General features: G+C 53.2%; 21 protein-coding genes. 8 read left to right on the top strand and 13 right to left on the bottom strand.

What is annotated here, in order from left to right; all coding sequences use genetic code 11:
* Positions 1–106: 106 nt before the first annotated feature.
* From B4N58_RS12720 to B4N58_RS12755, 8 genes are all read right to left on the bottom strand, one after another.
* Positions 107–2,335, bottom strand: coding sequence for a RelA/SpoT family protein (locus B4N58_RS12720; RefSeq protein WP_008251785.1), 2,229 nt, complete (start codon positions 2,333–2,335; stop codon positions 107–109).
* 59 nt (positions 2,336–2,394) lie between these two features.
* Positions 2,395–2,649 carry a cell division topological specificity factor MinE gene (gene minE / locus B4N58_RS12725; RefSeq protein WP_008251787.1) on the bottom strand — a complete coding sequence of 85 codons (255 nt, stop codon included), beginning with the start codon at positions 2,647–2,649 and terminating at the stop codon, positions 2,395–2,397.
* Between the two features lie 4 nt (positions 2,650–2,653).
* Positions 2,654–3,466: a septum site-determining protein MinD gene (gene minD / locus B4N58_RS12730; protein ID WP_008251789.1), complete on the bottom strand. Its 813-nt coding sequence runs from the start codon at positions 3,464–3,466 to the stop codon at positions 2,654–2,656.
* Positions 3,467–3,476: 10 nt separating this feature from the next.
* Positions 3,477–4,289 (bottom strand): septum site-determining protein MinC, encoded by an 813-nt coding sequence (gene minC, locus B4N58_RS12735; RefSeq protein ID WP_291749992.1) that lies wholly within the window; start codon positions 4,287–4,289, stop codon positions 3,477–3,479.
* A 116-nt stretch (positions 4,290–4,405) separates the two neighbouring features.
* Complete coding sequence (gene rpoZ / locus B4N58_RS12740) at positions 4,406–4,612, bottom strand: DNA-directed RNA polymerase subunit omega (protein WP_008251793.1); 207 nt, start codon at positions 4,610–4,612, stop codon at positions 4,406–4,408.
* Between the two features lie 9 nt (positions 4,613–4,621).
* Entirely contained in the window at positions 4,622–5,269 is a 648-nt protein-coding gene (gmk, locus tag B4N58_RS12745) for a guanylate kinase (RefSeq protein WP_008251795.1), read from the bottom strand.
* A gap of 70 nt (positions 5,270–5,339) precedes the next feature.
* Positions 5,340–6,242, bottom strand: coding sequence for a hypothetical protein (locus tag B4N58_RS12750; protein ID WP_291749995.1), 903 nt, complete (start codon positions 6,240–6,242; stop codon positions 5,340–5,342).
* Between the two features lie 81 nt (positions 6,243–6,323).
* A complete protein-coding gene (locus B4N58_RS12755) occupies positions 6,324–7,253 on the bottom strand; it encodes a YicC/YloC family endoribonuclease (protein WP_008251797.1) in 930 nt (309 codons plus the stop codon).
* A gap of 71 nt (positions 7,254–7,324) precedes the next feature.
* Between B4N58_RS12755 and dinB the strand changes: the two genes are divergently transcribed.
* From dinB to hemW, 4 genes are read left to right on the top strand one after another with little or no spacing between them, the layout of a single operon-like run.
* Positions 7,325–8,503, top strand: a complete 1,179-nt coding sequence (dinB, locus tag B4N58_RS12760; RefSeq protein ID WP_291750055.1) for a DNA polymerase IV — start codon at positions 7,325–7,327, stop codon at positions 8,501–8,503.
* A gap of 38 nt (positions 8,504–8,541) precedes the next feature.
* Positions 8,542–9,273, top strand: coding sequence for a ribonuclease PH (gene rph / locus B4N58_RS12765; protein ID WP_291749998.1), 732 nt, complete (start codon positions 8,542–8,544; stop codon positions 9,271–9,273).
* Positions 9,274–9,297: 24 nt separating this feature from the next.
* Positions 9,298–9,927: an RdgB/HAM1 family non-canonical purine NTP pyrophosphatase gene (gene rdgB, locus B4N58_RS12770; protein WP_291750000.1), complete on the top strand. Its 630-nt coding sequence runs from the start codon at positions 9,298–9,300 to the stop codon at positions 9,925–9,927.
* Positions 9,928–9,966: 39 nt separating this feature from the next.
* Complete coding sequence (gene hemW, locus B4N58_RS12775; RefSeq protein ID WP_291750003.1) at positions 9,967–11,238, top strand: radical SAM family heme chaperone HemW; 1,272 nt, start codon at positions 9,967–9,969, stop codon at positions 11,236–11,238.
* A gap of 13 nt (positions 11,239–11,251) precedes the next feature.
* Here the strand turns inward: hemW and B4N58_RS12780 are convergent, their stop codons facing one another.
* Complete coding sequence (locus tag B4N58_RS12780) at positions 11,252–11,776, bottom strand: hypothetical protein (protein ID WP_008251809.1); 525 nt, start codon at positions 11,774–11,776, stop codon at positions 11,252–11,254.
* 123 nt (positions 11,777–11,899) lie between these two features.
* On the opposite strand from B4N58_RS12780, the gene clpB reads away from it, so the two are divergent.
* A complete protein-coding gene (clpB, locus tag B4N58_RS12785) occupies positions 11,900–14,488 on the top strand; it encodes an ATP-dependent chaperone ClpB (RefSeq protein ID WP_291750006.1) in 2,589 nt (862 codons plus the stop codon).
* Here clpB and B4N58_RS12790 read toward each other — a convergent pair.
* Together B4N58_RS12790 and B4N58_RS12795 are read right to left on the bottom strand one after the other, a co-directional pair.
* The gene (locus B4N58_RS12790) at positions 14,463–15,383 is read right to left on the bottom strand and encodes a hypothetical protein (RefSeq protein WP_291750009.1); all 921 of its coding nucleotides are present in this window, start codon (positions 15,381–15,383) and stop codon (positions 14,463–14,465) included. The two genes, clpB and B4N58_RS12790, sit on opposite strands and share 26 nt — an antisense overlap.
* A 59-nt stretch (positions 15,384–15,442) precedes the next feature.
* Positions 15,443–16,321, bottom strand: coding sequence for a metal-dependent hydrolase (locus B4N58_RS12795; RefSeq protein WP_291750012.1), 879 nt, complete (start codon positions 16,319–16,321; stop codon positions 15,443–15,445).
* Positions 16,322–16,446: 125 nt separating this feature from the next.
* On the opposite strand from B4N58_RS12795, the gene B4N58_RS12800 reads away from it, so the two are divergent.
* The gene (locus B4N58_RS12800; RefSeq protein ID WP_291750015.1) at positions 16,447–17,451 is read left to right on the top strand and encodes an AraC family transcriptional regulator; all 1,005 of its coding nucleotides are present in this window, start codon (positions 16,447–16,449) and stop codon (positions 17,449–17,451) included.
* Between the two features lie 78 nt (positions 17,452–17,529).
* A complete protein-coding gene (gene rraA, locus B4N58_RS12805; protein ID WP_291750018.1) occupies positions 17,530–18,021 on the top strand; it encodes a ribonuclease E activity regulator RraA in 492 nt (163 codons plus the stop codon).
* Between the two features lie 5 nt (positions 18,022–18,026).
* On the opposite strand, the gene B4N58_RS12810 is transcribed toward rraA, so the two are convergent.
* The gene (locus tag B4N58_RS12810; protein WP_291750021.1) at positions 18,027–18,476 is read right to left on the bottom strand and encodes a hypothetical protein; all 450 of its coding nucleotides are present in this window, start codon (positions 18,474–18,476) and stop codon (positions 18,027–18,029) included.
* A 360-nt stretch (positions 18,477–18,836) separates the two neighbouring features.
* Here B4N58_RS12810 and aceA point away from each other — a divergent pair, with 360 nt between their 5' ends.
* A complete protein-coding gene (aceA, locus tag B4N58_RS12815) occupies positions 18,837–20,153 on the top strand; it encodes an isocitrate lyase (RefSeq protein WP_212746500.1) in 1,317 nt (438 codons plus the stop codon).
* Positions 20,154–20,362: 209 nt separating this feature from the next.
* On the opposite strand, the gene B4N58_RS12820 is transcribed toward aceA, so the two are convergent.
* Positions 20,363–22,051: a cation:proton antiporter gene (locus B4N58_RS12820; RefSeq protein ID WP_291750029.1), complete on the bottom strand. Its 1,689-nt coding sequence runs from the start codon at positions 22,049–22,051 to the stop codon at positions 20,363–20,365.
* Positions 22,052–22,102 lie beyond the last annotated feature (51 nt).

Raw genomic sequence — 22,102 nt, forward strand, 5'->3', positions numbered from 1 at the left:
GATCAACAGGTTTTCTGGCGAGAGGGCGAAATCCAAGCGGATTGGGCAGTTAACCGGCAGGCGAGAGATCGGAACCCACGCAGAGTGGGCCGAATAAACCAGCCGATCAGTGTGTCGCCGTGTCTGCCACGGGCAAACGCACTTTCGCAAAAGCCCGGCCCTTCACACGGGTTACACGCTCCACGTATTCAAGCCTGCGCAGCGCCATCAAAATGCGCGCCAAGTGCACACGGTCAGTGACCTGAATTGTGAAATGCAACAGTTTGCGGTAAGCCGTTTCATCACTCATCGTCAGGTTGGTGATGTTGGCACCTGCATCTGACAAAGTGGCCGCAATCGTGGCCAGTGCGCCTTTCTCGTTCACCGCCTGCAAGTCCACATTCACATCAAATGGGCGGGTAATTTCAGGCGACCACTGCACATCGGTCCAGCGCTCAGGTTCTTTGCGAATCTGCTTGCGGGCTGTTTCACATTCATCGGTATGAATAATCAGGCCCGAGCCCTTGCGCACATAGCCAATAATATTGTCGCCAGGAATTGGCAAACAACAGGGCGCGCGTTGCACTGACATGCCTTCTCCACCGTGAATCATGATCGGTGCACGGGCTTCACCCACATTGCCAGAAGGTGCGTCTACCCTTGCATCTGCACGACCCATGGCGATCAGTACACGGCGAGCGACAACCGGCGCCACACGGCGGCCAGCGCCAATGTCTGCCAGCAGTTCATCCCGAGTGCTGACTTGCGAATCTTTTTGCAAGCGGTCCCAAACCTCGTTGCTTAAGTGCTCCAGTTTGATTTGGTCCGCCTCAAGAGCCTGCTCCAGCAGCCTGCTGCCCAAGCGCACGGTTTCCTCAAGGTTCATTGACTTTAAATAGTGCCGAATCTCGGAGCGTGCCTTTCCCGAGCGCACAAAGCCCAGCCAAACAGGGTTGGGGCGGCTGTGGGGAGCGGTAATAATCTCGACCACATCGCCACTTTTCAGAATGGTACGCAGGGGTTCGATCACCTGGTTCACCCGTGCAGCAACACAGTGATTGCCCACATCGGTGTGCACGGCGTAGGCGAAATCGACCACCGTTGCACCACGGGGCAGGCTCATGATTTTGCCGTTGGGCGTGAACACATAAACCGCGTCAGGGAACAGGTCTACCTTGATGTGCTCTAAAAACTCGGCTGAATCGCCGGTTTGGTTTTGAATGTCGAGCAGGCTTTGCAGCAGGCGGTGGGTTTGCGTTTGAATGGTATTCAATGCCTCGCCTTCGCCCTTGTACAGCCAATGCGAAGCCACGCCTTTTTCGGCCACCTGGTGCATTTCTTCGGTGCGAATTTGAAACTCTACCGGTGTGCCGTATGGGCCCAGCAGGGTGGTGTGCAGGCTTTGGTAGCCGTTCAGTTTTGGAATGGCAATGTAGTCTTTGAATTTGCCGGGCACCGGCTTGAACAACTGGTGCAGCATGCCCATGGCCATGTAGCAACCGGGCATGTCTTTGACCACCACGCGGAAACCATACACGTCCAGCACCTGAGAGAAGCTCAGGCGTTTTTCAATCATTTTGCGGTAAATGCCGTACAGGGCTTTTTCGCGGCCATACACCTGGCACTCAATATTGGCGTCGCTCAGGCACTTTTCAACCGCTTCCAGAATTTTGCCCACAACCTCGCGGCGATTGCCGCGCGCAGCCAGTACCGCTTTTTTCAGTACTTCATAGCGCATGGGGTAAGCATGCTGAAAGCTGAGCTCTTGCAGTTCACGGAAAATTTCATTCAAGCCCAGTCGGTGGGCAATGGGGGCATAAATTTCGAGGGTTTCAAGTGCGATACGGCGTTTCTTGGCGGGGCTCATGATGTCGAGCGTTCGCATGTTGTGCAAACGGTCGGCCAACTTCACCAGAATGACGCGCAAGTCGCGGGCCATGGCCAGCAGCATTTTGCGGAAGTTTTCGGCTTGGGCCTCTTCCCGCGAAGAAAACTCCATCTTGTCGAGCTTGGAAAGCCCGTCCACCAAGTCGGCCACCGAACCGCCAAAGCGCTCGATCAGGTCTTCCTTGGTGGTGCCAGAATCCTCCATCACATCGTGAAGGAGGGCTGCTTGAATCGCCTGGCTGTCCAGGCGCCAGCTGGCACAAAGCTCAGCCACAGCGATGGGGTGGGTTACGTAAGGCTCACCTGTGGCTCGAAACTGCCCCAGGTGCGCAACGTCAGAAAACTTGTAAGCCTCGCGAACGCGCCGAATCTCAGCCTCGGGCAAATAAGTCGAGGCTAGTCCGATAAGCTGTGCGATAGAGACCACATCGGGTCGGTTTGGCTCAGGTTGAAGTTCTCTGGCTTGCATTGCCCCCCGCATTTTGTACCACTGTTACAACTAAAACTACGATCTTCTATTGTGCAGTCTTACTTCTGGTCCGGCAAGACGATATTGACTTCCAACATCTCCATATTGCCTTGTTTTTGAAGGTTAAACTTCACGTCTTCCTGGTCAATCTTGACGTATTTTGCGATCACCTGCATCAATTCGTCCCGCATTTGGGGCAAAAAGTCGGGTCCATCCTGGTCTATACGCTCGCGCGCAATGATCAAGGAAAGTCGTTCTTTTGCAACATTGGCCGATTTTTTCTTTTCGCCAAACAACATGCTCAGTAGTGACATGGCCTTAACCTCCGAACAAACGCTTCAGCAGACTGGGCTTTTCATAGTCTACGAATCGCAAGGGTTTGGTTTCACCGAGGAAGCGTGAAATGCAATCTTGGTAGGCCAAGGCTGCGTCGTTTTCCTCGGCATGAATCACCGGCATGCCCTGGTTGGACGCCTGCAACACGGTCTCACTTTCAGGAATCACACCGAGTAAAGGCACGCGCAGCAGGTCGGCCACGTCGGTGTAGCTCAGCATTTCGCCGTCTGCGGCGCGCTTGGCTGAGTAACGCGTAATCAACAAGTGTTCTTTCACAGGCTCGCCGCCTTCTTTGGCGCGTTTGCTTTTTGCTTGCAAAATGCCAATGATTCGGTCGGAATCGCGAACTGAAGACACTTCGGGGTTGGTCACCACAATGGCTTCGTCGGCGAAGGTCAGGGCCATCACGGCGCCACGCTCAATGCCAGCCGGGCTGTCGCACACAATGTACTCGAAACCCATCTCGATCAGGTCTTTGATCACCTTTTCCACGCCTTCCTCGGTCAAAGCGTCTTTGTCGCGTGTTTGCGAGGCGGGAAGAATGGACAGCATCGGGCAGTGTTTGTCTTTAATCAGGGTTTGCTGCAGGCTTGCTTCACCATTAATAACGTTGACCAGGTCGTAGACCACCCGGCGTTCGCAACCCATGATCAGGTCGAGGTTTCGCAAACCCACGTCAAAGTCGATGACCACTGTTTTAAAACCACGCAGGGCCAGGCCTGCGGAAAAACTTGCGCTGGTGGTAGTTTTACCAACGCCACCCTTACCGGATGTAACAACAATGACTCGACTCACAAATGGTCTCCTAGCGGATGTTGATGGCCTTGAGTCGCAATACTGCCGGCTCAGTGCCATGGTCAAGATGAATTAATGTAGGTTTTGAACGGTTTTCTTCAGGAAAGCCGCCCTCGAATGTCAAATAGTAACCAGCCACGGCCACCAGTTCCGCTTCGAAACAAGTGGAGATGATTCTGGCCTGGGTATCGCCTGCGGCGCCCGCCAAGGCGCGACCACGCAACACTCCGTAAACGTGCACATTGCCATCGGCGATGACTTCGGCGCCGGCTGACACCTGACCCATCACGATCAAGTCAGCCCCTTGGGCATAAATTTTCTGTCCACTGCGAACTGATTGATCAATCACCATGGTTCGGCGGGCGTTGTCGAAACTGGGTACAGCGGGGTGACTGGCCTGCTCGGAATCGGTTTCGAGCAATTCAGCTTGTACGGCCTGGGCGGCTTGTTCAGTTTTTTCTGGTTGCGGCTGTGGCTCAGGTTCAAGCTGCTCTGTCTGGCCCGTTTCGAAACGAATGCCCAGCTCTTCTGCTTGCGCTTCAAGGGCTTCGCTTTGGCCACGCACCTCAGCCAACAACACGCCAGCAGCCCTCAGCATTTCTGCGTAGGTTTTTAATTCGATGCCATGCTCGGCCAGTTCGGTATCGTTCCAGCCAGAAAAGTCGAGCACAGCGGGTTCGGCGGAGTACACGCCGGGTGTTGGGCCCAAACGCTTCTTCAAGGCTTCAAGGCTTTCTTGCAGCGGCGCGGGGCGCAAGGCGAAGGTTACGGCCTTGATTTTGGCGAATTTGATGTCCAGCGGTGCTGAGGAAGGTTTGTTCAAGGTAATCGGGGTCCGGAAATTCTGAGTTTCAGCCAGCTTGGTTTTCGGTCAATTTTACGAACAAAGCCCGAGCCGTGTACCGGTCTCGGGCTTTTTTGAATGCGCAATTGCCCGATTTAGATGGGCACGCGTTTCAGCATTTCGATGCCGATTTCACCGGCTGCAATTTCACGCAGGGCGGTCACAGTGGGCTTGTCCTTGTCGGACTTGACTTTGGGAGTGTGGCCTTGGGCCAGCATGCGAGCGCGGTAAGTGGCGCACAGGGCCATGTCGAAACGGTTAGGGATCTTTTTCAAGCAATCTTCAACGGTGATGCGGGCCATCTGGTGTCCTTACAGTCCAATACTTTTGAGTTGCGCCCCGTGGCGCGCCATTTGCTGATTGAAACGGCAACGGGATGCGAAGACGATCGATTTCAGCTCCAAAAGAGCCTGTGTGAAATCATCGTTAAGGATAACATAATCAAAGCGCCTCGCTTGCTCGATCTCGAGTTGTGCGGCACCCATTCGCTTCAAAATGACTTCTTCGCTGTCGGTGCCACGTCCACGCAGCCTTTTTTCTAGCTCCTCCATGCTGGGTGGAAGAATAAAGATAGACACCACGTTCTCTACCTTCCGTACCACTTGCTCGGCACCTTGCCAGTCAATTTCCAGCAGAACGTCGCGATCAATCGACATTTGCCCTTCGACCCAAGCTCGAGAGGTGCCGTAATAGTTGCCGTGTACGTGGGCCCATTCCAGAAACCCATCTTGATCGCGGATGGCTTCGAATTCGGGCTGGGAGATGAAATGATAGTCCTTGCCGTCCACCTCGCCAGGGCGGGCGTTGCGAGTGGTGTTGGAAATGGACAAACCAATGCCCTGAACCTCAGCCAGAAGCGCTTTCACCAGCGACGATTTGCCAGCGCCAGAGGGGGCGCTGACAATGAACAGGCTGCCGGAATACTGTGGCGTGTGCTGGGGTTGGGCCAAGGCGGTCATGAAGCGCTCGAACAAAGATCAACAAGCCGTGATTCTATGGGATTTCCCGATGACTCGCCATGTTGAGTGCTTATTCAGAGGGCTTGGCATGTTCAGTCAAAACAAACCAGGGTTTTGCCGAAGTTTCATCGCCGAATCCACTTCCTTTGCTGACCTTGTAACTGGAAATGGGGGCGGCGATCAATTCCCGCTCATTGGGCAACAGGGCGTTCGACACGGAAATGTCTTTGGCCAGCTCGGATTGAACGATACAGCTGACCGCACCAAATACGCTCGGAATCAGTGGAGTTGACGCGTCATCGCGCTTGCTCATGCTTAAAAAGTGGTCGGGTACAAAGGGCCTTCCTGTCTTTGCGGCGTCCAGCAAGGCCTGAAACATGAGCGATTTTGGGTTCAGGTTGTGTTGTACCTGCGCAGACTGCACCGGCAATGCATTCAAAAAACTGATCAGTATCAGGCTGCGTTCTCGCAGGTCCGAGTGCAGTTGTGGTGCGCCTTTGAACTCCCCACGCAAAAACTCGTTCATGGCTTGTGAATACCCGTCTGTTGCAATGTAGTCACGAAGCACGCAGCGCTCTGCTGCACTGACCGGTAGTGCTTGCAGGCCATCTTGGGGCGCGTTTGGCAAGGTTTGTGGGGCGGAAAGTACCTCGATCCGTTCCTGAATGGACAACTCGTTTTCAAACTTGTATTGCTCGCCCACTTTGACTTTCGGTATTTCCCCTTGGCTGGAGTTGCCGTACTCCAATCGTCCACTTTTGATCAGGTCCATATTGGCCAGTTTTTCCTGGCCAACACGATATTGCGCGAGCTCGCTGCGTTGCAGGCGCAAAGTGGGGTGGCACAACAAGGCCTGCCCAGCCATTGATTGTCCCTTGGCGACCAAAAGCAGACCAGCAATGCGCGAGTCTGTGGCTGCCTGAGGTAGCACGTGTTTCAGGAGCTGATTGAGAAAGGAGATCGGAGAAGTCATTGGGCAGGGTCTCGAACAAGGATAAGTTCGATTGGGTGCCCAAGTATTCAGATTGGTTCAGTTCAATCCAGAATTCAGGGTTTATTCAATATTCTGAACTTGCTCGCGGAATTGCTCCACCAGCACTTTCAGGTCAATGCTGGCTTGGGTTTGCGCAATGGCGTGAGCTTTGCTGCCCAAGGTATTGGCTTCGCGGTTCAATTCCTGGGTGACAAAATCCAGCCGTTTGCCAATCACCCCGCCTTTTTTCAGAATGCGACGCACCTCAGTAAAGTGCGTTTGTAGTCGCTCTACTTCTTCTTTCACGTCAATGCGCACGCTGTGCAGGGCCACTTCGTGTTTGATGCGTTCTTCAAGGTCTTCCACCGTCAGGTGGCTGGCTTTGTCGGAAATGATTTTGTCGAAGGCCTCGGTCATGCGTTCCCGAATCTTGCCTTCGTAGTGGGCCAAAAATTGCGGCAACATGGGCAGCAGGCTGTTGACAATCGCTTCCATGCCATCCACTTTCTCCAACAACACTGCCGCGAGGCCAGCACCCTCACGTTCGCGGCTTTGCTTTAGGGCATCAATCGCCTGGTCGCAGAGGGTTGAAATCGTCTCTTGCAGTTCCTCGCCACTCAAGCTGTTGTCTTCCACCACGCCAGGCCAGTTCAACACCTCGGTTATGCGAAAACCGTTGGCTTTGGGCAAGGCGCTTTGAATGCTGGCCTCCAGGTCGGCCAGTTGTTTCACCTGTTCCAGATCAACCTTTGGAATCCGTTTCTCGCCTTCTGCACGCCCCCAGGAAATTCGGCATTCCACTTTACCGCGGCTTAGCGCATTCATCAGTTTTTCGCGAATCAGGGGTTCCACCATGCGCAGGTCGTCGGCCATGCGAAAGTTCAGGTCCAGAAAACGGGAATTGACGCTGCGCAACTCCATGCTCAGTGTGCCTGCACGGGTGGTACTTTGTGCATTGGCAAAGCCTGTCATGCTGTGTACTGCGGCGGTGTTTTTGCTGTCCTTGCTCATTTGCGGCCTGTGCGTGATTGTCGGTGGTGCATGGATTGTAAACTCTGGGCTGGTGCTTGTTTTCTGTGGGGGTGTTTTTGTCGGGTCGAATCATTGCCCATCTGGACATGGATGCCTTCTACGCCAATGCTGAATTGGTGCGCAACCCGGCCTTGCGGGGTTTGCCAGTGGCCGTGGGTGGTCGCCGGGGCATGCAGCCGCTGCCCGGTCAGCAATTTCCAACACTGGCACAGTACGAGGGCAGGGGCGTTTTAACCACCGCCAATTACGAAGCGCGCGCATTGGGTTTGCACTCGGCCATGCCCACCATGAAGGCCGCCAAGCTGGCGCCCCATGCGGTGTTGCTTCCCGCAGATTTCGACTGGTACAAAACCCTTTCGAGGCAATTCAAGACCGCCGTGCGGGAATTGGCCCCCAACGTGGAAGACCGTGGCATCGATGAAATTTACATTGATTTGACCGATGAAACCGGGGGTGATTTTGAGGCAGCCGTCGCGCTGGCCCAGCGTCTGAAGGCGGCAGTCACCGACGCCACCGGTGGCATGACCTGTTCCGTGGGGCTGTCGGAAAACAAGTTGACCTCGAAAATTTGTTCAGACCTGCAAAAGCCAAACGGCTTGAGCGTGGTGCGCCCCGATCAGTTTCAGGAAATAATCTGGCCGCTTCCCGTGGGCAAAATCAACGGGGTGGGACCCAAGGCCCAGGAAAAACTGAAGGCGATGGGGGTGAACAGTATTGCTGAACTGGCCGCGCAGCCGGTTGAGTTGCTTCGGGAACGTTTCGGTGAAGGTTATGGGCTTTGGATGCATGAAAGTGCGCATGGAATTGATCGCCGTGAAGTCACTTTGTATTCAGAGCCGAAAAGCATCAGCCGTGAAACCACGTTTGAGAATGACATGCATGTACGCAGGCAGCGCGACAACTTGACACAAGTATTGCTGCACCTTGCTGACAGGCTTGCTCAAGACCTTGCCCGCAAACAGCGGCTCGCAAAAACCATCGGCGTGAAGGTGCGCTTTGCTGATTTCAAATCGCTGACGCGCGATACAACCACGGGTTTGACTGTGGGTTCTGCGGAAGAAATTCTTCAAGCCGCGCGAGCCTGTTTGAAAAAAATTCCTTTTGAGGAAAAAGGATCACGCTCAACCATCCGCTTGTTGGGTATCAAAGCCAGCCATTTGATTACGCCTGCAGATGCAGCGCCTAAAGGGTCGACCCAATTGTTTCTCGACCTGGAAGATGCGCCATAATGCGTGCACTACACATGGACACGTACTGGAGAATTTGAATGAATGCCACCCAAGCCCGCCCCGATGGACGAAGCCCACGCGCATTGCGCAACATCAGCCTGGAGCGCAATTACACCAAGCATGCAGAAGGTTCGGTCATGGTGCGTTTTGGCGATACCCATGTGCTGTGCACCTGCAGTGTTGAAGACAAGGTGCCCGGCTTTTTGAAAGGACAGAACCAGGGTTGGTTGACTGCCGAATACGGTATGTTGCCCCGTTCCACCCACTCCCGAATGGATCGCGAAGCCGCGCGTGGCAAGCAAAGTGGCCGCACGCAAGAAATTCAGCGCTTGATCGGCCGTGCCCTGCGCGCGGCAGTTGATTTGAACAAGTTGGGCGAACGTACCCTGAAAATTGATTGCGATGTGATTCAGGCCGATGGCGGCACACGCACAGCATCGATTACGGGTGCCATGGTGGCCGTGGCCGATGCAATTGGCAAACTGATCGCCAATGGTGCATTGCCTGAAAACCCCATCAAGCAGTTTGTTGCGGCGGTTTCGGTGGGCGTGGTCAATCGCCAGGTGGTGCTCGATTTGAATTACGACGAGGACTCCACCTGTGAAACTGACCTGAACGTGGTGATGACCGAGAAAGGCGGCTTTGTCGAAGTGCAGGGCACAGCCGAGGGCGATGCGTTTAGCCGCGAAGAACTGAATGGCATGCTAGATTCCGCGGCAGCCGGTATCACTGAGCTGGTTCGTTTACAGAAAGCCGCCTTATTGGCATAAAAATTAACGTTGGACTGCAAAGCAATGGCATCAAACAGCGAATGGGTATTGGCCAGCGGTAACAAGGGCAAACTGCGGGAATTTCAAGATCTGTTTGCCCCTTGGGGCGTGAATTGGCTTGCTCAAGGTGAGTTGGGTGTGCCCGACGCCGAAGAACCTTTTCACACATTTGTTGAGAATGCGCTGACCAAGGCGCGGCACGCCAGCCGGCTGACTGGCCGCCCCGCGCTGGCCGATGATTCGGGTTTGTGTGTGCCGGCCATGGCGGGTGCGCCGGGCGTGTTGTCGGCTCGCTATGCCACCTTGTTTGGGCAAGAAAAAAGCGATGCCAACAACAACGCTTGCCTGGTTGAAAAATTAAAGGGTATTGAAGACCGACGCGCTTATTTCGTGTGCGCCATGGTGTGGGTGGCCCATGCAGATGACCCTACACCTACGATTGCCCAAAAAATGTGGTGGGGTGAGGTCATTGATACCCCCCAGGGTGAGCACGGCTTTGGCTACGACCCGCACTTCTGGTTGCCTGAACACCAGTGCACAGCGGCCCAAATGCCCAAGGAATTGAAAAACAAATTCAGTCACCGGGCACAGGCCACCCAAGCCCTGTTACAGGAATTGCAGCAGCGCCTGGGTTTGAAGAAGGCGAATGTTTAATTGGAACAGGGCGAGGACAAAAAAACGGGACCGGCATTCATGAGCTCCACCACGGCCAACAACCTGGTGGGCCGTGTTTTCATGCCCAGCGAACTCCGTTTTGCGGCTATGCCGCCTTTGGCCCTTTATATTCACCTGCCTTGGTGCGTGCGCAAATGCCCGTATTGCGATTTCAACAGCCACTTGGCGCCGGAAAGCAAGCTGCGTGAAGTGGGTGTTCCGCTGGTAGCCTCGGGCGAGCAAGGCTTTGCGGAATCCTTGCCACTCGATTTGCAACGCCGTTACCTCAATGCCCTTATTGCAGACCTGGATCAGCAATTGCCCAAAATTTGGGGGCGCAAGCTTTACTCAATTTTCATTGGCGGTGGCACACCTTCCTTGTTTGCGCCTGAACTGATTGATGAACTGCTGGGTGCAGTACGTGCGCGGTTGGGTATGCCGCAAAGCAGTGAAATTACCATGGAAGCCAACCCCGGAACTTTCGAGCAAGCTCGGTTTGAAGGGTTTCGAAAGGCAGGGGTGAACCGCTTGTCGATCGGTGTGCAAAGTTTTTCAGACTCGCACTTGAAAGCCCTGGGCAGGGTTCACAACAGTGGTCAGGCCGTGGCCGCTGTGCGCAGTGCTGTGGCACTTTTTGATGAGGTGAACATTGATCTGATGTACGCCTTGCCCAATCAAAATGTGGAGCAGGCCCTGGCCGATGTGGCACAGGCCGTGGCGCTGAACAGCACCCACCTTAGCCTGTACCAGTTGACCATGGAACCCAACACTCTGTTTGCAGCAAAGCCGCCGCCTTTGCCCGATGACGACACTTTGATCGATATTGAAGAGGCTGTTCACAAGGCTGCCAAGTCTGCAGGCTTTGAGCAATATGAAATTTCAGCGTTTGCCAAGCCTGGCCACCGTTGCCAGCACAATCTTAATTACTGGGGTTTTGGTGATTATTTGGGCATTGGTGCAGGCGCGCATGCAAAAATCAGCTACCCAAACCGTATTGAACGGGAAACCCGCCACCGCAACCCCATGGCTTACATGGAAGAAATGGAGGGCGCTGCGCAACCGCTGGAGGTGCGCACCTTGGCCGTGAAAGAGTTGCCATTCGAGTTCATGCTCAACGCCTTGCGCTTAATCGATGGTGTACCCGAAAGCTGGTTCGTGGAGCGTTGTGGCAGGCCATTGAGCGATTTGCAAAAGCCTTTGAAACAGGCATTGATGAAAGGCTTGATTGAAACCCAACCTGGCCTGTTCAAGCCCACTGAATTGGGCTTTCGTTTTCTGAATGACCTTCAAGAACTATTTTTGGCCGGCTAAGTTGCAGGCCTGCTTAATTTAAGTGGCGTGTTTCCGGCCGCTCGATAATGCTGGGCACGCTTTTGAAATGCAATCCCCAATCGGCTTGGCCACAAGTCTTAATCAGAAGGTCGGCAAACCCATGCTGCAATTGTTCGGCCATGCGCATCTCGAACCCTTTGCCGCTGCCTGCCACCAGTTTCAACACCAGGTCGGTGTTGTGGGCTTCGCCACTGGGGCGCAGTTCAATTTGCGTAATCAGCAGCGGGTCCGCGCCCAGCGGCGTGGTGGTGTTTTTGTCTTGAAACGGGCTTTTGAAATCCGCAGAATACAGCGACACTTCCCGGCTCATTTCCAGCAGTGCCTTGCGGCCCGCTTCGTTCAGCGGTCTGTCGCTGGCCAGCAGTTTCTGCATCATCTCATCCAGGCTGGGTATTAACATGCGCACCATGCGGCGCGTCAGCCATACCCGAACCTCTTGATTTTCAGCTGAATTGATCCGCATCAGGATGCGATCATGTTCCGGCGCATAAGCAACTTGGAGTTGTTTGATTTGCATGGCAGCGTACTTGAAAAATAGTGCAAGTCATTTGTGTTGGCGTTATCTTGAAATCACCACGCTCGCCCACACATACGGTTCATGGGTATTGTGACTCAAAATTGTTAAGAAGGGTTTGCACACATGCGTTTAGATCGACTCACCACCAAGTTTCAGGAAGCTTTGGCCGACGCCCAAAGCCTGGCTGTGGGAAAAGACAACCCCACGGTTGAACCTGCGCACGTGCTGTTGGCCATGCTCAAGCAGGGCGAGGGGTCTGTTCGCGGGGTGATCAGCAAAGCGGGCGGTAACCCGCAGGTGTTGGTCAAAGGCGTTGAGGCCGAGGTGAACAACCTGCCACAAGTGGCCAACAATGCCGGTCAAATCCAGATTGGCAGCAAATTACAAGCCGCCCTGAACCTCACCGACAAAGAGGCTCAAAAGCGTGGCGACCAGTTTATTGCCAGTGAGCTTTTTTTGCTGGCTTGTCTGCAAGACAGCACGGGATTGGCCAAGGTCATGAAAGAAGCGGGCTTGAATGCCCAGTCGCTGAACACTGCGATTGAACAGGTGCGTGGCGGAGCGGCTGTGGACAGCGCCGACGGCGAAAGCCAGCGGGAGGCCTTGAAAAAATACACCATTGATTTAACCGAGCGCGCCCGCATGGGCAAGCTGGACCCCGTCATCGGTCGCGATGATGAAATTCGCCGTGCCATTCAAATTTTGCAGCGCAGAACCAAGAACAACCCGGTGTTGATTGGCGAGCCTGGTGTGGGTAAAACCGCCATTGTGGAAGGTTTGGCCCAGCGTATTGTGAATGGCGAAGTACCCGATACGCTGAAAAACAAGCGTGTGTTGGTATTGGACATGGCGCTTTTGCTGGCGGGTGCCAAGTACCGCGGCGAATTTGAAGAACGCCTTAAAGCCGTGTTGAAAGACGTGGCCGCCGATGAGGGGCAAACCATTGTGTTCATCGACGAAATTCACACCATGGTGGGTGCAGGCAAAGCCGAGGGCGCGATTGATGCCGGCAATATGTTGAAGCCCGCATTGGCCCGTGGTGAATTGCATTGCATTGGTGCCACCACGCTGGATGAATACCGCAAGTACATTGAAAAAGACGCGGCACTTGAGCGTCGCTTCCAAAAGGTGTTGGTGGGCGAGCCCAGTGTTGAAAGCACCATCGCCATTTTGCGCGGCTTGCAAGAACGCTATGAGTTGCACCACGGCGTGGACATTACCGACCCAGCGATTGTGGCCGCTGCTGAGTTAAGTCATCGTTACATCACCGACCGTTTCCTGCCCGACAAGGCCATTGACCTGATCGACGAGGCAGCCGCGCGGATCAAGATGGAAATTGATTCCAAGCCTGAGGAAATGGACAAGCTGGATCGCCGGATCATTCAGCTGAAAATTGAACGCGAGGCTGTGAAGCGCGAACAAGACGACGCCTCCAAGAAGCGCCTTGCCCTGATCGAAGAGGAAATTGTTCGTCTTGAGCGAGAGTATGCAGATCTCGACGAAATCTGGAAATCTGAGAAGGCAGCTGTGCAGGGCAGCGCCGCCATCAAGGAAGAGATCGATCACATTCGTGCTGAAATTGAACAATGGAAGCGCAAAGGCGACTGGCAAAAAGTGTCTGAACTTCAGTACGGCAAATTGCCCGATCTGGAGAAAAAGCTGAACGATGTGAAAGACAACGAGAGTTGCGAGAAGAAACCCAACAGGCTGTTGCGCACGCAGGTGGGCACTGAAGAAATTGCAGAAGTGGTTAGCCGCGCCACGGGAATTCCGGTGAGCAAAATGTTGCAAGGCGAACGCGACAAATTGCTGCAAATGGAAGCGGCCCTCCACATGCGCGTGGTTGGGCAAGATGAAGCCGTTACTTTGGTATCCGATGCCATTCGCCGTTCTCGTGCGGGGCTCTCCGATCCCAACAAGCCCTTGGGTTCATTTCTTTTCCTGGGCCCAACAGGCGTGGGTAAAACAGAATTGTGCAAAGCCTTGGCGGGTTTCCTGTTCGATTCGGAAGATCACCTTGTTCGCATCGATATGAGCGAATTCATGGAAAAGCACACTGTAAGCCGCTTGGTGGGTGCGCCCCCGGGCTATGTGGGGTACGACGAAGGCGGTTATTTGACCGAGGCTGTGCGCCGCAAGCCTTACAGCGTGATTTTGCTGGATGAGGTCGAGAAAGCCCACCCCGATGTATTCAACGTGCTGTTGCAAGTGCTGGATGATGGCCGCCTGACTGACGGACAAGGCCGCACGGTGGATTTCAAAAACACAGTGATTGTGATGACCTCAAACCTGGGGTCGCATGAAATTCAGCGCTTGGCCGGGCAAGATGGCGAGGTCATTAAGGCCGCAGTGATGGAAGAAGTGAAGATGCACTTCCGCCCTGAATTTATTAACCGGGTGGATGAGCTGGTGGTGTTCCATGCCTTGGACAATGCACACATTGCGAACATTGCACGTATTCAGTTGCAGCGTTTGCAACAGCGTTTGGCCAGCCGCGATATGCGCCTGGAAGTAAGCGACGCCGCCTTGGCCGAGGTGGTGAAAGCTGGCTTTGATCCCTTGTACGGTGCGCGACCTTTGAAGCGGGCCATTCAGCAAATTATCGAGAATCCGGTTTCAAAAATGATTCTTGAAGGTCGGTTTGGGCCGAACGACGTAGTCCCGGTGGATTACAAGGATGGTGCTTTCACTTTTGATCGGGTGGTTCACTGAAATAGTGTTCGGGAACCTGCCTGTTGAAATCATTCGAGAAACTCGACAGGCTTGATTCAATGGAGTGGCGGGCCAGGTTTAATGCCTGGCCTGCAAATAGTCTGGGCAAGCCCGAGTAGGGCATCAAGTCGTGTTCGGGCGTTTCCAGCTGCTTGCCGGCTTCATCCCGAAAGTAGCTGCTTGTTTTGTAAAGGCTCTCGTATTCGTTCTCTCTCAAGCGGGCGACATAGCACTCAATTTTTTCCAGTGGGTGTGCCCGGCCGGTTTCCGCCAAATAGTTTGCTTTGGCCTGCCGAATGGCCTCTAGGCGACCCACGCCGTCCAGGGTGATGAATTGATTCTGTTTTGCACAGCCAATCTTCAATGCGCCAGAGGACCCTGCAAGTTCATCCATTGCGTCCATGTCAATCGTTTTTTCTGAAGGATTCGCCTTTAACCACGCCAGAATACGGCTGGCACGTTGGGCTGTTTTTTCAATCGCCTCACCATCGATACTGTGTTGTGACCGAATCGCATCGATTGGCACGTGTAGGAGGCTGTAATCCAGATTGCTTATTCTTCCCGTGATCCAGGCCGAGGTGTTGTGTCGTTTGACACGAGCAGGGCAGGCGATGGCTGTCAGCAGTTGGGGCAGGGCCTTTAGGCTGCCGAACTTGGAAAACATGGCGCGAATTCCGCCGCTGTCAGCTTGCTGCAGTGGCATGGCTTGTTGCGCAATACAGTCTTTCAGCGTAGTGCTGGATTGATGTTGGTTGAAGTGACTGGCAATTGCTTTCGCGCAGAGCGGGATTGATTCGTCCGGGGCGGGTTTGCTGTGTGAGAAGGTTTTGACACTGGATTGTGGGCTGGCTTCTGGCGTATTGGATATCACTTGGCGATTCAACAGTGGTTTCACTACTTTTTTGTAGTCGCCCGGGGTCTTGAAAGTTCAACCCCGGGTTGTTCAAATCGCGCTCAATGCGCCGCTTCGTACATGGCCTCGCCAGCTTCTACCGGGTTACCTGTTTTGTTGAAGGTTTCCAGCCAGACACCGTAGTTGTGCACGGTTGGGTCTTGCCAGGGGTGAAAACCAGGTTTGAAGTAATTCAACAATTTGGGCAGCAGGCTGCTGTACAGGCCTTTGGGGCCCAACAACCACACCAAACCTTTCGAATACATCTTGAACCGGGTCCAGCCTTTAAAGCCATCCGTGCCCAAAATAATCCACGTGAACACCAGCGTGTGCAAGGTGAAGTTGAACATGGCGTGGGCCATGGCAAGGCTGCGTTTGAAGTAGCCGACCTTGGCTACTTTCTGCATCACATCAAAAGCCACTGCCTTGTGTTCCATTTCTTCGACTGCATGCCAGGCCAGCATGGCGCGAACGCGGTGATCAGCGCCTGCCATCACCTCTTTGCGCGCAAAAAACATTTCAGCCATCATGGCCGTGAAATGCTCTAGAGCAGCGGTCATGGCCAGGTTGTATTCGGGGGACAGCACCTGCAAACGGCGGTTCATGATTTTCGTAATCACATGCAGCATTTTGTCCACTGGCACACCTTGTTCTTTCAGGCGTTTGTTGTAATCGGTGTGCACCTTGCCATGCTGACCTTCCTGAAAAGAAAAGTCTTTAACCGCTTTCAACAATTCAGGATCGGTAATTTTGTCTTTGAAGTTGCGCACACTCGAAATGAAATAGCGTTCGCCGTCGGGAAAGCTCATTTGTACGCCGTCAATGACGCGGGTTTTGAATGCGTCGCCGTCCATCCAGTAGCGTGGAATGTCTTTGTCAGTGATTCCAAAATCAAGATCTTTGCGAACCACGATGTCTTCTTTGAATGATGTAGTAACCATTTCCGCCTCCTGCTGCTTTGTATGAACAAAGATTACCGAATCAGCTCGGTACACGATATGATTTGAAATGACAAAAAAGGAAGAATTCGCGACATATTTGATCTGATCCTGCCACAGGAGGTTTGGTGGAAACCATCAATTTTCAAATGCTTGCAAGCCTGGCCAACGCTGCGCGGCGCTGCGACATTGACTTGAACAGTGTGATGCAAGAACTGAAGCTGGAGATCGACATGAGCGGGGATCCACGCCGACGCATGTCTTTGTCTTGCTTCAGTTCCCTGTTTTCGGCGGTTGAGGCACGCAAGCCCAGCCAACACTTTCCGCTGGTGTTTGGTGATTCTTTCAATTTTGATGGTTTGCCCGAGCTTGCAACCTTTGTGACCAGCGCTTCAACGCCCCAGGAGGCCATGCGAGTTTTGGACTGGTCGCCAAAGCTGTTGCACCCCAATTTACACTTCATCACACTGAAGCTGGGGGCCGAAGCGGCTCTGGAAGTCAAGGTCTCCGATCCGGAAGGTGTGCACGAGAACCTACCCGGATTTGTTGAGGCCTCCATGTCGGCCGTGTTGAAGTTTATTCATCTTCTCAGCCCTGGTTCGCACTTGATCAAGCGGATTGAGTTTCGCCATGCGCCTTTGACGCTGGAATCTGCTTATCAAGAAGTACTAAAAACCACGGTGCTGTTTGAGCAGCCAAACAACCGCTTGGTGGTAGATTCTTCCGCGCTGGATTTGCCCTTGCCAGGGGGCATCCCTTCAGCACACCACAAGGCGCAAGCCGTGATTTTGAACCGCCTGCTGCCGGACGTAGAAGAGCAAACCCTTGAAAAACAGATCAAGCGCTTGTTGAAGTCGCGCTTGAGTATGCTGAGTGAGCCTATACAGGTGATTGGCGAGATACTGCACATTCACCCCCGTACCCTGCAGCGAAGGCTGAAAAGCGAAGGCAAATCGTATGCTGAAATTCTGGGGGCTGTTCGGCATGAGCTGGCCTGCGAAATGTTGAAAGGTTCGGTGCTGGACATTGAAACCATTGCCGCGAACCTCGGCTATTCAGATCGCCGAAGTTTTACCAGTGCATTCTTGAAATGGCAGGGTATCTCCCCGAGGGAATTCAGAAATCAGCAGTGAAACCTTTCGGTCATGTTTAGTGCCTGAATTTCATGTTTAAATTTTGGCTATTCATTCACTTAATTTTCGGAGCTTTCCATGACCCCTACCACTGATCTTTGCGATGCCAACGAGGACAAAATTGCCGCAGGCACTTTGCGAGTTGTTGAGCCCATGTTTCAAAGTTGGGGCTTGAAAAGCAGCTTCATGGGGCAAGCCCACACCTTGAAAGTGTTTGAAGACAATTCACTTGTGCGCAGCGCCCTTGAAAAAGACGGGCAGGGCAAAGTGTTGGTGGTCGATGGTGGTGGCAGCATGCGTTGTGCCTTGGTGGGAGGCAATCTGGGTATGCTGGCCGAGAAAAACAACTGGGCTGGTATTGTGGTGTATGGCTGTGTACGCGACACCCTTGAACTGGATGAATGCGATGTAGGTATTCGAGCGCTAGGCACACACCCCATGAAAAGCCAGAAGCGAGGCATCGGCCACGAAAACATTGATGTGGCCTTGAGTTTCACCACTGTGCGCCCCGGCAATTGGGTGTATGCAGATGAGGACGGCGTTTTGATCTCAGATTCAGCTTTGATCTGACCCTTTCAGGACAGGTCTCCGGTCAAAAAATTCGGGGGCCTGGTTTCATCGGTTTGAATCAACGAAGTTCGACTGACCCGTATTGCGCCTGTGCCCGAAACTATTGATATTTCATCGTAGCCTTTTTTCACGACAGGTTCCACACCATACGTTTTAACCAATGAGGCAATGATTTCGTCTGTGCTTTGGTCTATGCCGGCTGTCACGCACAAGAATTTGCCGGGATTGGGAATCAGTTGATAGATTCGGTTGACTGCCCCCTCAATTTTGCTGAGTTGATCCGGTTGTATGTGGGCCACCAAGGCCTTGCCATCGGACTCGCGCCACAAGGCCAGGCCCACGCAAAGCGCGCACCCCGCGGTGCCAATCCGAACTGAATGGTTGTGGTTCGCGGCAGATGAGATCAAGCCATATTGGTTCTGTCCGATCATGTGGGTAGCAAGCCGGCGAGTCATCTTCATGTCCATTTGATGTTTTTGTTGGGTGGTCCGGCAGGGTCAAAATGTTCACACGAACCATTTTTAGAAGGTTGCGGCGCATGATTTAGAGTGCAGACTCTTTTTCATTTAGAGAAAAAGTATTTCGCATCGTGAATAATTTAACTTAAGTTATTGATTTTAAACAATACGAAAAAAAGTCTTGTATAAGATATAACTCTTGTTGCTCTGCGAAATGATCTGTAAGATACGGCTCATCACCTGATCGACACCACTTGCCCAAGTGATACCCGCGAAGCTGCACCCGCAGGGCACCGCAAGTAGGCCATCAAGCGAACCGTTTTCTTTTTTCTTCTATTGCCTTCTGAGGACATCACTATGAAATCTTTTGACCAACAGGTTCAAGAACTCAACAAAGACTGGGAAACCAACCCACGCTGGAAGCTGGTAAAGCGCGGCTACAAAGCCGAAGACGTGGTACGTCTGCGTGGTTCACTGCAGCCCGAGTACACACTGGCCAAGCGCGGTGCTGAAAAGCTGTGGGAAAAAGTAAACGGTACAGCCAAGAAAGGCTACGTAAACGCCTTCGGCGCGATCACTGCTGGCCAGGCCATGCAGCAAGCCAAAGCCGGTCTGGAAGCCGTTTATCTGTCAGGCTGGCAAGTTGCTGCTGATGGTAACAGCTCCGAAACCATGTACCCAGACCAGTCTCTGTACGCTTACGACTCCGTGCCAAAAATGGTTCGTCGTATCAACAACACATTCCAGCGCGCTGACGAAATTCAGTGGAAGAACATTTGCGACGGCAAAATGAAGTCCGAAGACGCAATCGATTACTTCCTGCCTATCGTTGCTGACGGTGAAGCTGGTTTCGGTGGCGTATTGAACGCTTACGAACTGATGAAGAACATGATCGCCGCTGGTGCAGCGGGTGTTCACTTCGAAGACCAATTGGCCGCTGTGAAGAAGTGTGGTCACATGGGTGGCAAGGTGTTGGTTCCAACTGCTGAAGCGATCCAGAAGTTGATTTCTGCTCGTTTGGCAGCCGACGTAATGGGTGTTCCTTCAATCGTTCTGGCCCGTACAGACGCTGAAGCCGCCAACTTGTTGACTTCCGATTTCGACGAAAACGACAAGCCATTCCTGACTGGCGAGCGCACTCCCGAAGGCTTCTACCGCGTGAAGAACGGTCTAGAGCAGGCCATCAGCCGTGGTATCGCCTACGCACCTTATGCTGACTTGGTATGGTGTGAAACAGGTACGCCCGACATCGGTTTTGCCCGCGAATTCGCGCAAGCCGTTCTGGAAAAGAACCCAGGCAAGCTGTTGAGCTACAACTGCTCACCTTCTTTCAACTGGAAGAAAAACCTGAACGACAGCCAGATCGCTTCCTTCCAGGAAGACCTGTCCGCCTTGGGTTACAAGTACCAGTTCATCACATTGGCCGGTATCCACGTCAACTGGTACAACACATTCAAGTTCGCCAATGCATACGCACAAGGCGAAGGCATGAAGCATTATGTCAATATGGTTCAAGAACCTGAGTTTGCAGCACGCGAACAGGGTTATACTTTCGTATCTCACCAGCAGGAAGTTGGCGCAGGTTACTTCGACGATGTAACGACTGTGATCCAGGGTGGCGCTTCTTCAGTAACAGCCTTGAAGGGCTCTACAGAAGAAGAACAGTTCCACTGATCTGTTGGTTTGAACTGAATTTGTCGGCAATCTTGGCAGTCTCCCACCCCAGGAGGGGTGGATAGGTTGACCGACGGAGGGGGAGAGGAGACAAGCTCAAAAAATCAATTCAAGAGTATTTTTCCCCTTGCTGGGCCTTTACAAAAGGCCCAACAGCGAGTGCTGAAGCCCGGTAAGAAACTTGCCGGGCTTTTTATTTGGCGCTCGCTTTAAGTCACTGGCCGAGTTTTGATGAGGTCATTAACAATGGCATCACTTAATGTGTCTTCCCATCGGTACACATGCACATCTGGCAAGGCACCCAGCATTTGTTTTTCCTCCTTTGAGTACGCCTGCACGAACACCTGAATTGCCGGGTTCAGCATTTTGGCGTTTTCGATCATCTGGCTCAGCCCCGGGGTATCGCCAGTGGCAATAACAAGGCTATTTGCATTGGTGGTGTGCGCTTGAACCAGGGTCACTGGGTCTGCATATTCGCCAGACACAGCCGCCTGTCCATTCTTTCTCAGTTTGGCCACGACTTCACGGCTGGTGTCGACAATGACCAAAGGTACGTTTTTTTTCTTCAGCGACTTGGCAATTTTTTTGCTCAGTTCGGTGTGCCCCACCAGCACCACATGTTTGCCAAGGTATTTGCCATCGGTTTGTTGTGGCAGTTCTTCCATCGTGTGGTTGCGCGCATTCAAATTGCGAACCCACTGAAACCGTTTCACCATGCTGTCGTTCAATTTGGGAATTAGGGAGAACACAACCGGGTTCAGGGCAATCGACAAGATTGCACCCGACACCACCAGGCTTTGCACTTGAAGATCCACCAGCCCCAGGTACAAACCAAGTCCAATCAGGATGAATGAGAACTCGCCAATTTGTGCAAGGCTGGCCGCAATGACCAAGGCGCTCTTGAGGGGGTATTTGAACAGCAGCACCAGTGCTCCGGCGGCCAGCGATTTGCCCAGCACGATGATGGCTACCACAGCGAGTACGCGCAGGGGATATTCCAGAATAACGTCGAATTGAAACAGCATGCCCACTGACACAAAGAACAGCACAGCGAAAGCATCGCGCAAAGGCAGGGATTCCTCTGCTGCACGGTGGCTGAGTTCCGATTCCCGCATTACCATGCCCGCAAAGAAGGCACCCAGTGCGAAAGACACATCAAACAGGCCAGCAGCGACAAAAGCCAGGCTGATAGCCAGTGCAATGACTGAGAGTGTGAACAATTCACGGGAGCCTGTTTTCGCAATGTGCCAAAGCATCCAGGGAATAACACGCTTGCCCACAACCAGCATCAAACCAACGAAAAGCGCCACCTTCACCAAGGTGAAACCAATGTCGAATACCAGGTTGGTTTCCGGGTCCAGGGTTCCGCCTTTCAACAAACCAGCCAGTGGTGGAAGCAAAACCAGAATCAATACCATGGCCAGGTCTTCAACCACCAGCCAACCTACTGCAATTTGACCGTTTGCACTTGTTAGCATGCCGCGTGCTTCCAGTGCTTTTAGCAACACCACTGTGCTGGCCACTGACAAAGCCAAACCAAACACCAGGCTTTGGCCCATCGGCCAATCCCAGAAATAGGCTACACCCATGCCGAGCAGTGTTGCGGCCGCCATTTGAACAATGGCACCGGGCACTGCGATTTTTTTAACGGCCAGTAAGTCGTTGAGCGAAAAGTGCATGCCCACACCGAACATCAGCAACATGACACCGACTTCGGCCAATTGATTGGTCAATGCGGGGTCCGCTACAAAGCCAGGGGTGGCTGGGCCAATCAGGAATCCGGCAACCAGGTAGCCCAGCAAGGCAGGGGCTTTCAGTTTTTCTGCAATAAAACCGAAAATGAGCGCAAGGCCAAAACCAAATGCCAAGGTGGCAATCAGGGAAACGTCATGGGGCATGATGGGGGCAGTCCTAAGGGTATTGTTCTAATGATAGCAAGTGCGTATGGA

This window comes from Limnobacter sp. UBA3528 (assembly GCF_002377005.1).
Lineage (GTDB): Bacteria > Pseudomonadota > Gammaproteobacteria > Burkholderiales > Burkholderiaceae_B > Limnobacter.

Coding starts and splice junctions, on each gene's coding strand:
- B4N58_RS12720 (WP_008251785.1), bottom strand. CDS start 2,335: ATGCAAGCCAGAGAACTTCAACCTGAGCCAAACCGACCCGATGTGGTC.
- minE (WP_008251787.1), bottom strand. CDS start 2,649: ATGTCACTACTGAGCATGTTGTTTGGCGAAAAGAAAAAATCGGCCAAT.
- rpoZ (WP_008251793.1), bottom strand. CDS start 4,612: ATGGCCCGCATCACCGTTGAAGATTGCTTGAAAAAGATCCCTAACCGT.
- gmk (WP_008251795.1), bottom strand. CDS start 5,269: ATGACCGCCTTGGCCCAACCCCAGCACACGCCACAGTATTCCGGCAGC.
- B4N58_RS12750 (WP_291749995.1), bottom strand. CDS start 6,242: ATGACTTCTCCGATCTCCTTTCTCAATCAGCTCCTGAAACACGTGCTA.
- B4N58_RS12755 (WP_008251797.1), bottom strand. CDS start 7,253: ATGAGCAAGGACAGCAAAAACACCGCCGCAGTACACAGCATGACAGGC.
- rph (WP_291749998.1), top strand. CDS start 8,542: ATGAATGCCACCCAAGCCCGCCCCGATGGACGAAGCCCACGCGCATTG.
- rdgB (WP_291750000.1), top strand. CDS start 9,298: ATGGCATCAAACAGCGAATGGGTATTGGCCAGCGGTAACAAGGGCAAA.
- hemW (WP_291750003.1), top strand. CDS start 9,967: ATGAGCTCCACCACGGCCAACAACCTGGTGGGCCGTGTTTTCATGCCC.
- B4N58_RS12780 (WP_008251809.1), bottom strand. CDS start 11,776: ATGCAAATCAAACAACTCCAAGTTGCTTATGCGCCGGAACATGATCGC.
- clpB (WP_291750006.1), top strand. CDS start 11,900: ATGCGTTTAGATCGACTCACCACCAAGTTTCAGGAAGCTTTGGCCGAC.
- B4N58_RS12795 (WP_291750012.1), bottom strand. CDS start 16,321: ATGGTTACTACATCATTCAAAGAAGACATCGTGGTTCGCAAAGATCTT.
- rraA (WP_291750018.1), top strand. CDS start 17,530: ATGACCCCTACCACTGATCTTTGCGATGCCAACGAGGACAAAATTGCC.
- B4N58_RS12810 (WP_291750021.1), bottom strand. CDS start 18,476: ATGACTCGCCGGCTTGCTACCCACATGATCGGACAGAACCAATATGGC.
- aceA (WP_212746500.1), top strand. CDS start 18,837: ATGAAATCTTTTGACCAACAGGTTCAAGAACTCAACAAAGACTGGGAA.
- B4N58_RS12820 (WP_291750029.1), bottom strand. CDS start 22,051: ATGCCCCATGACGTTTCCCTGATTGCCACCTTGGCATTTGGTTTTGGC.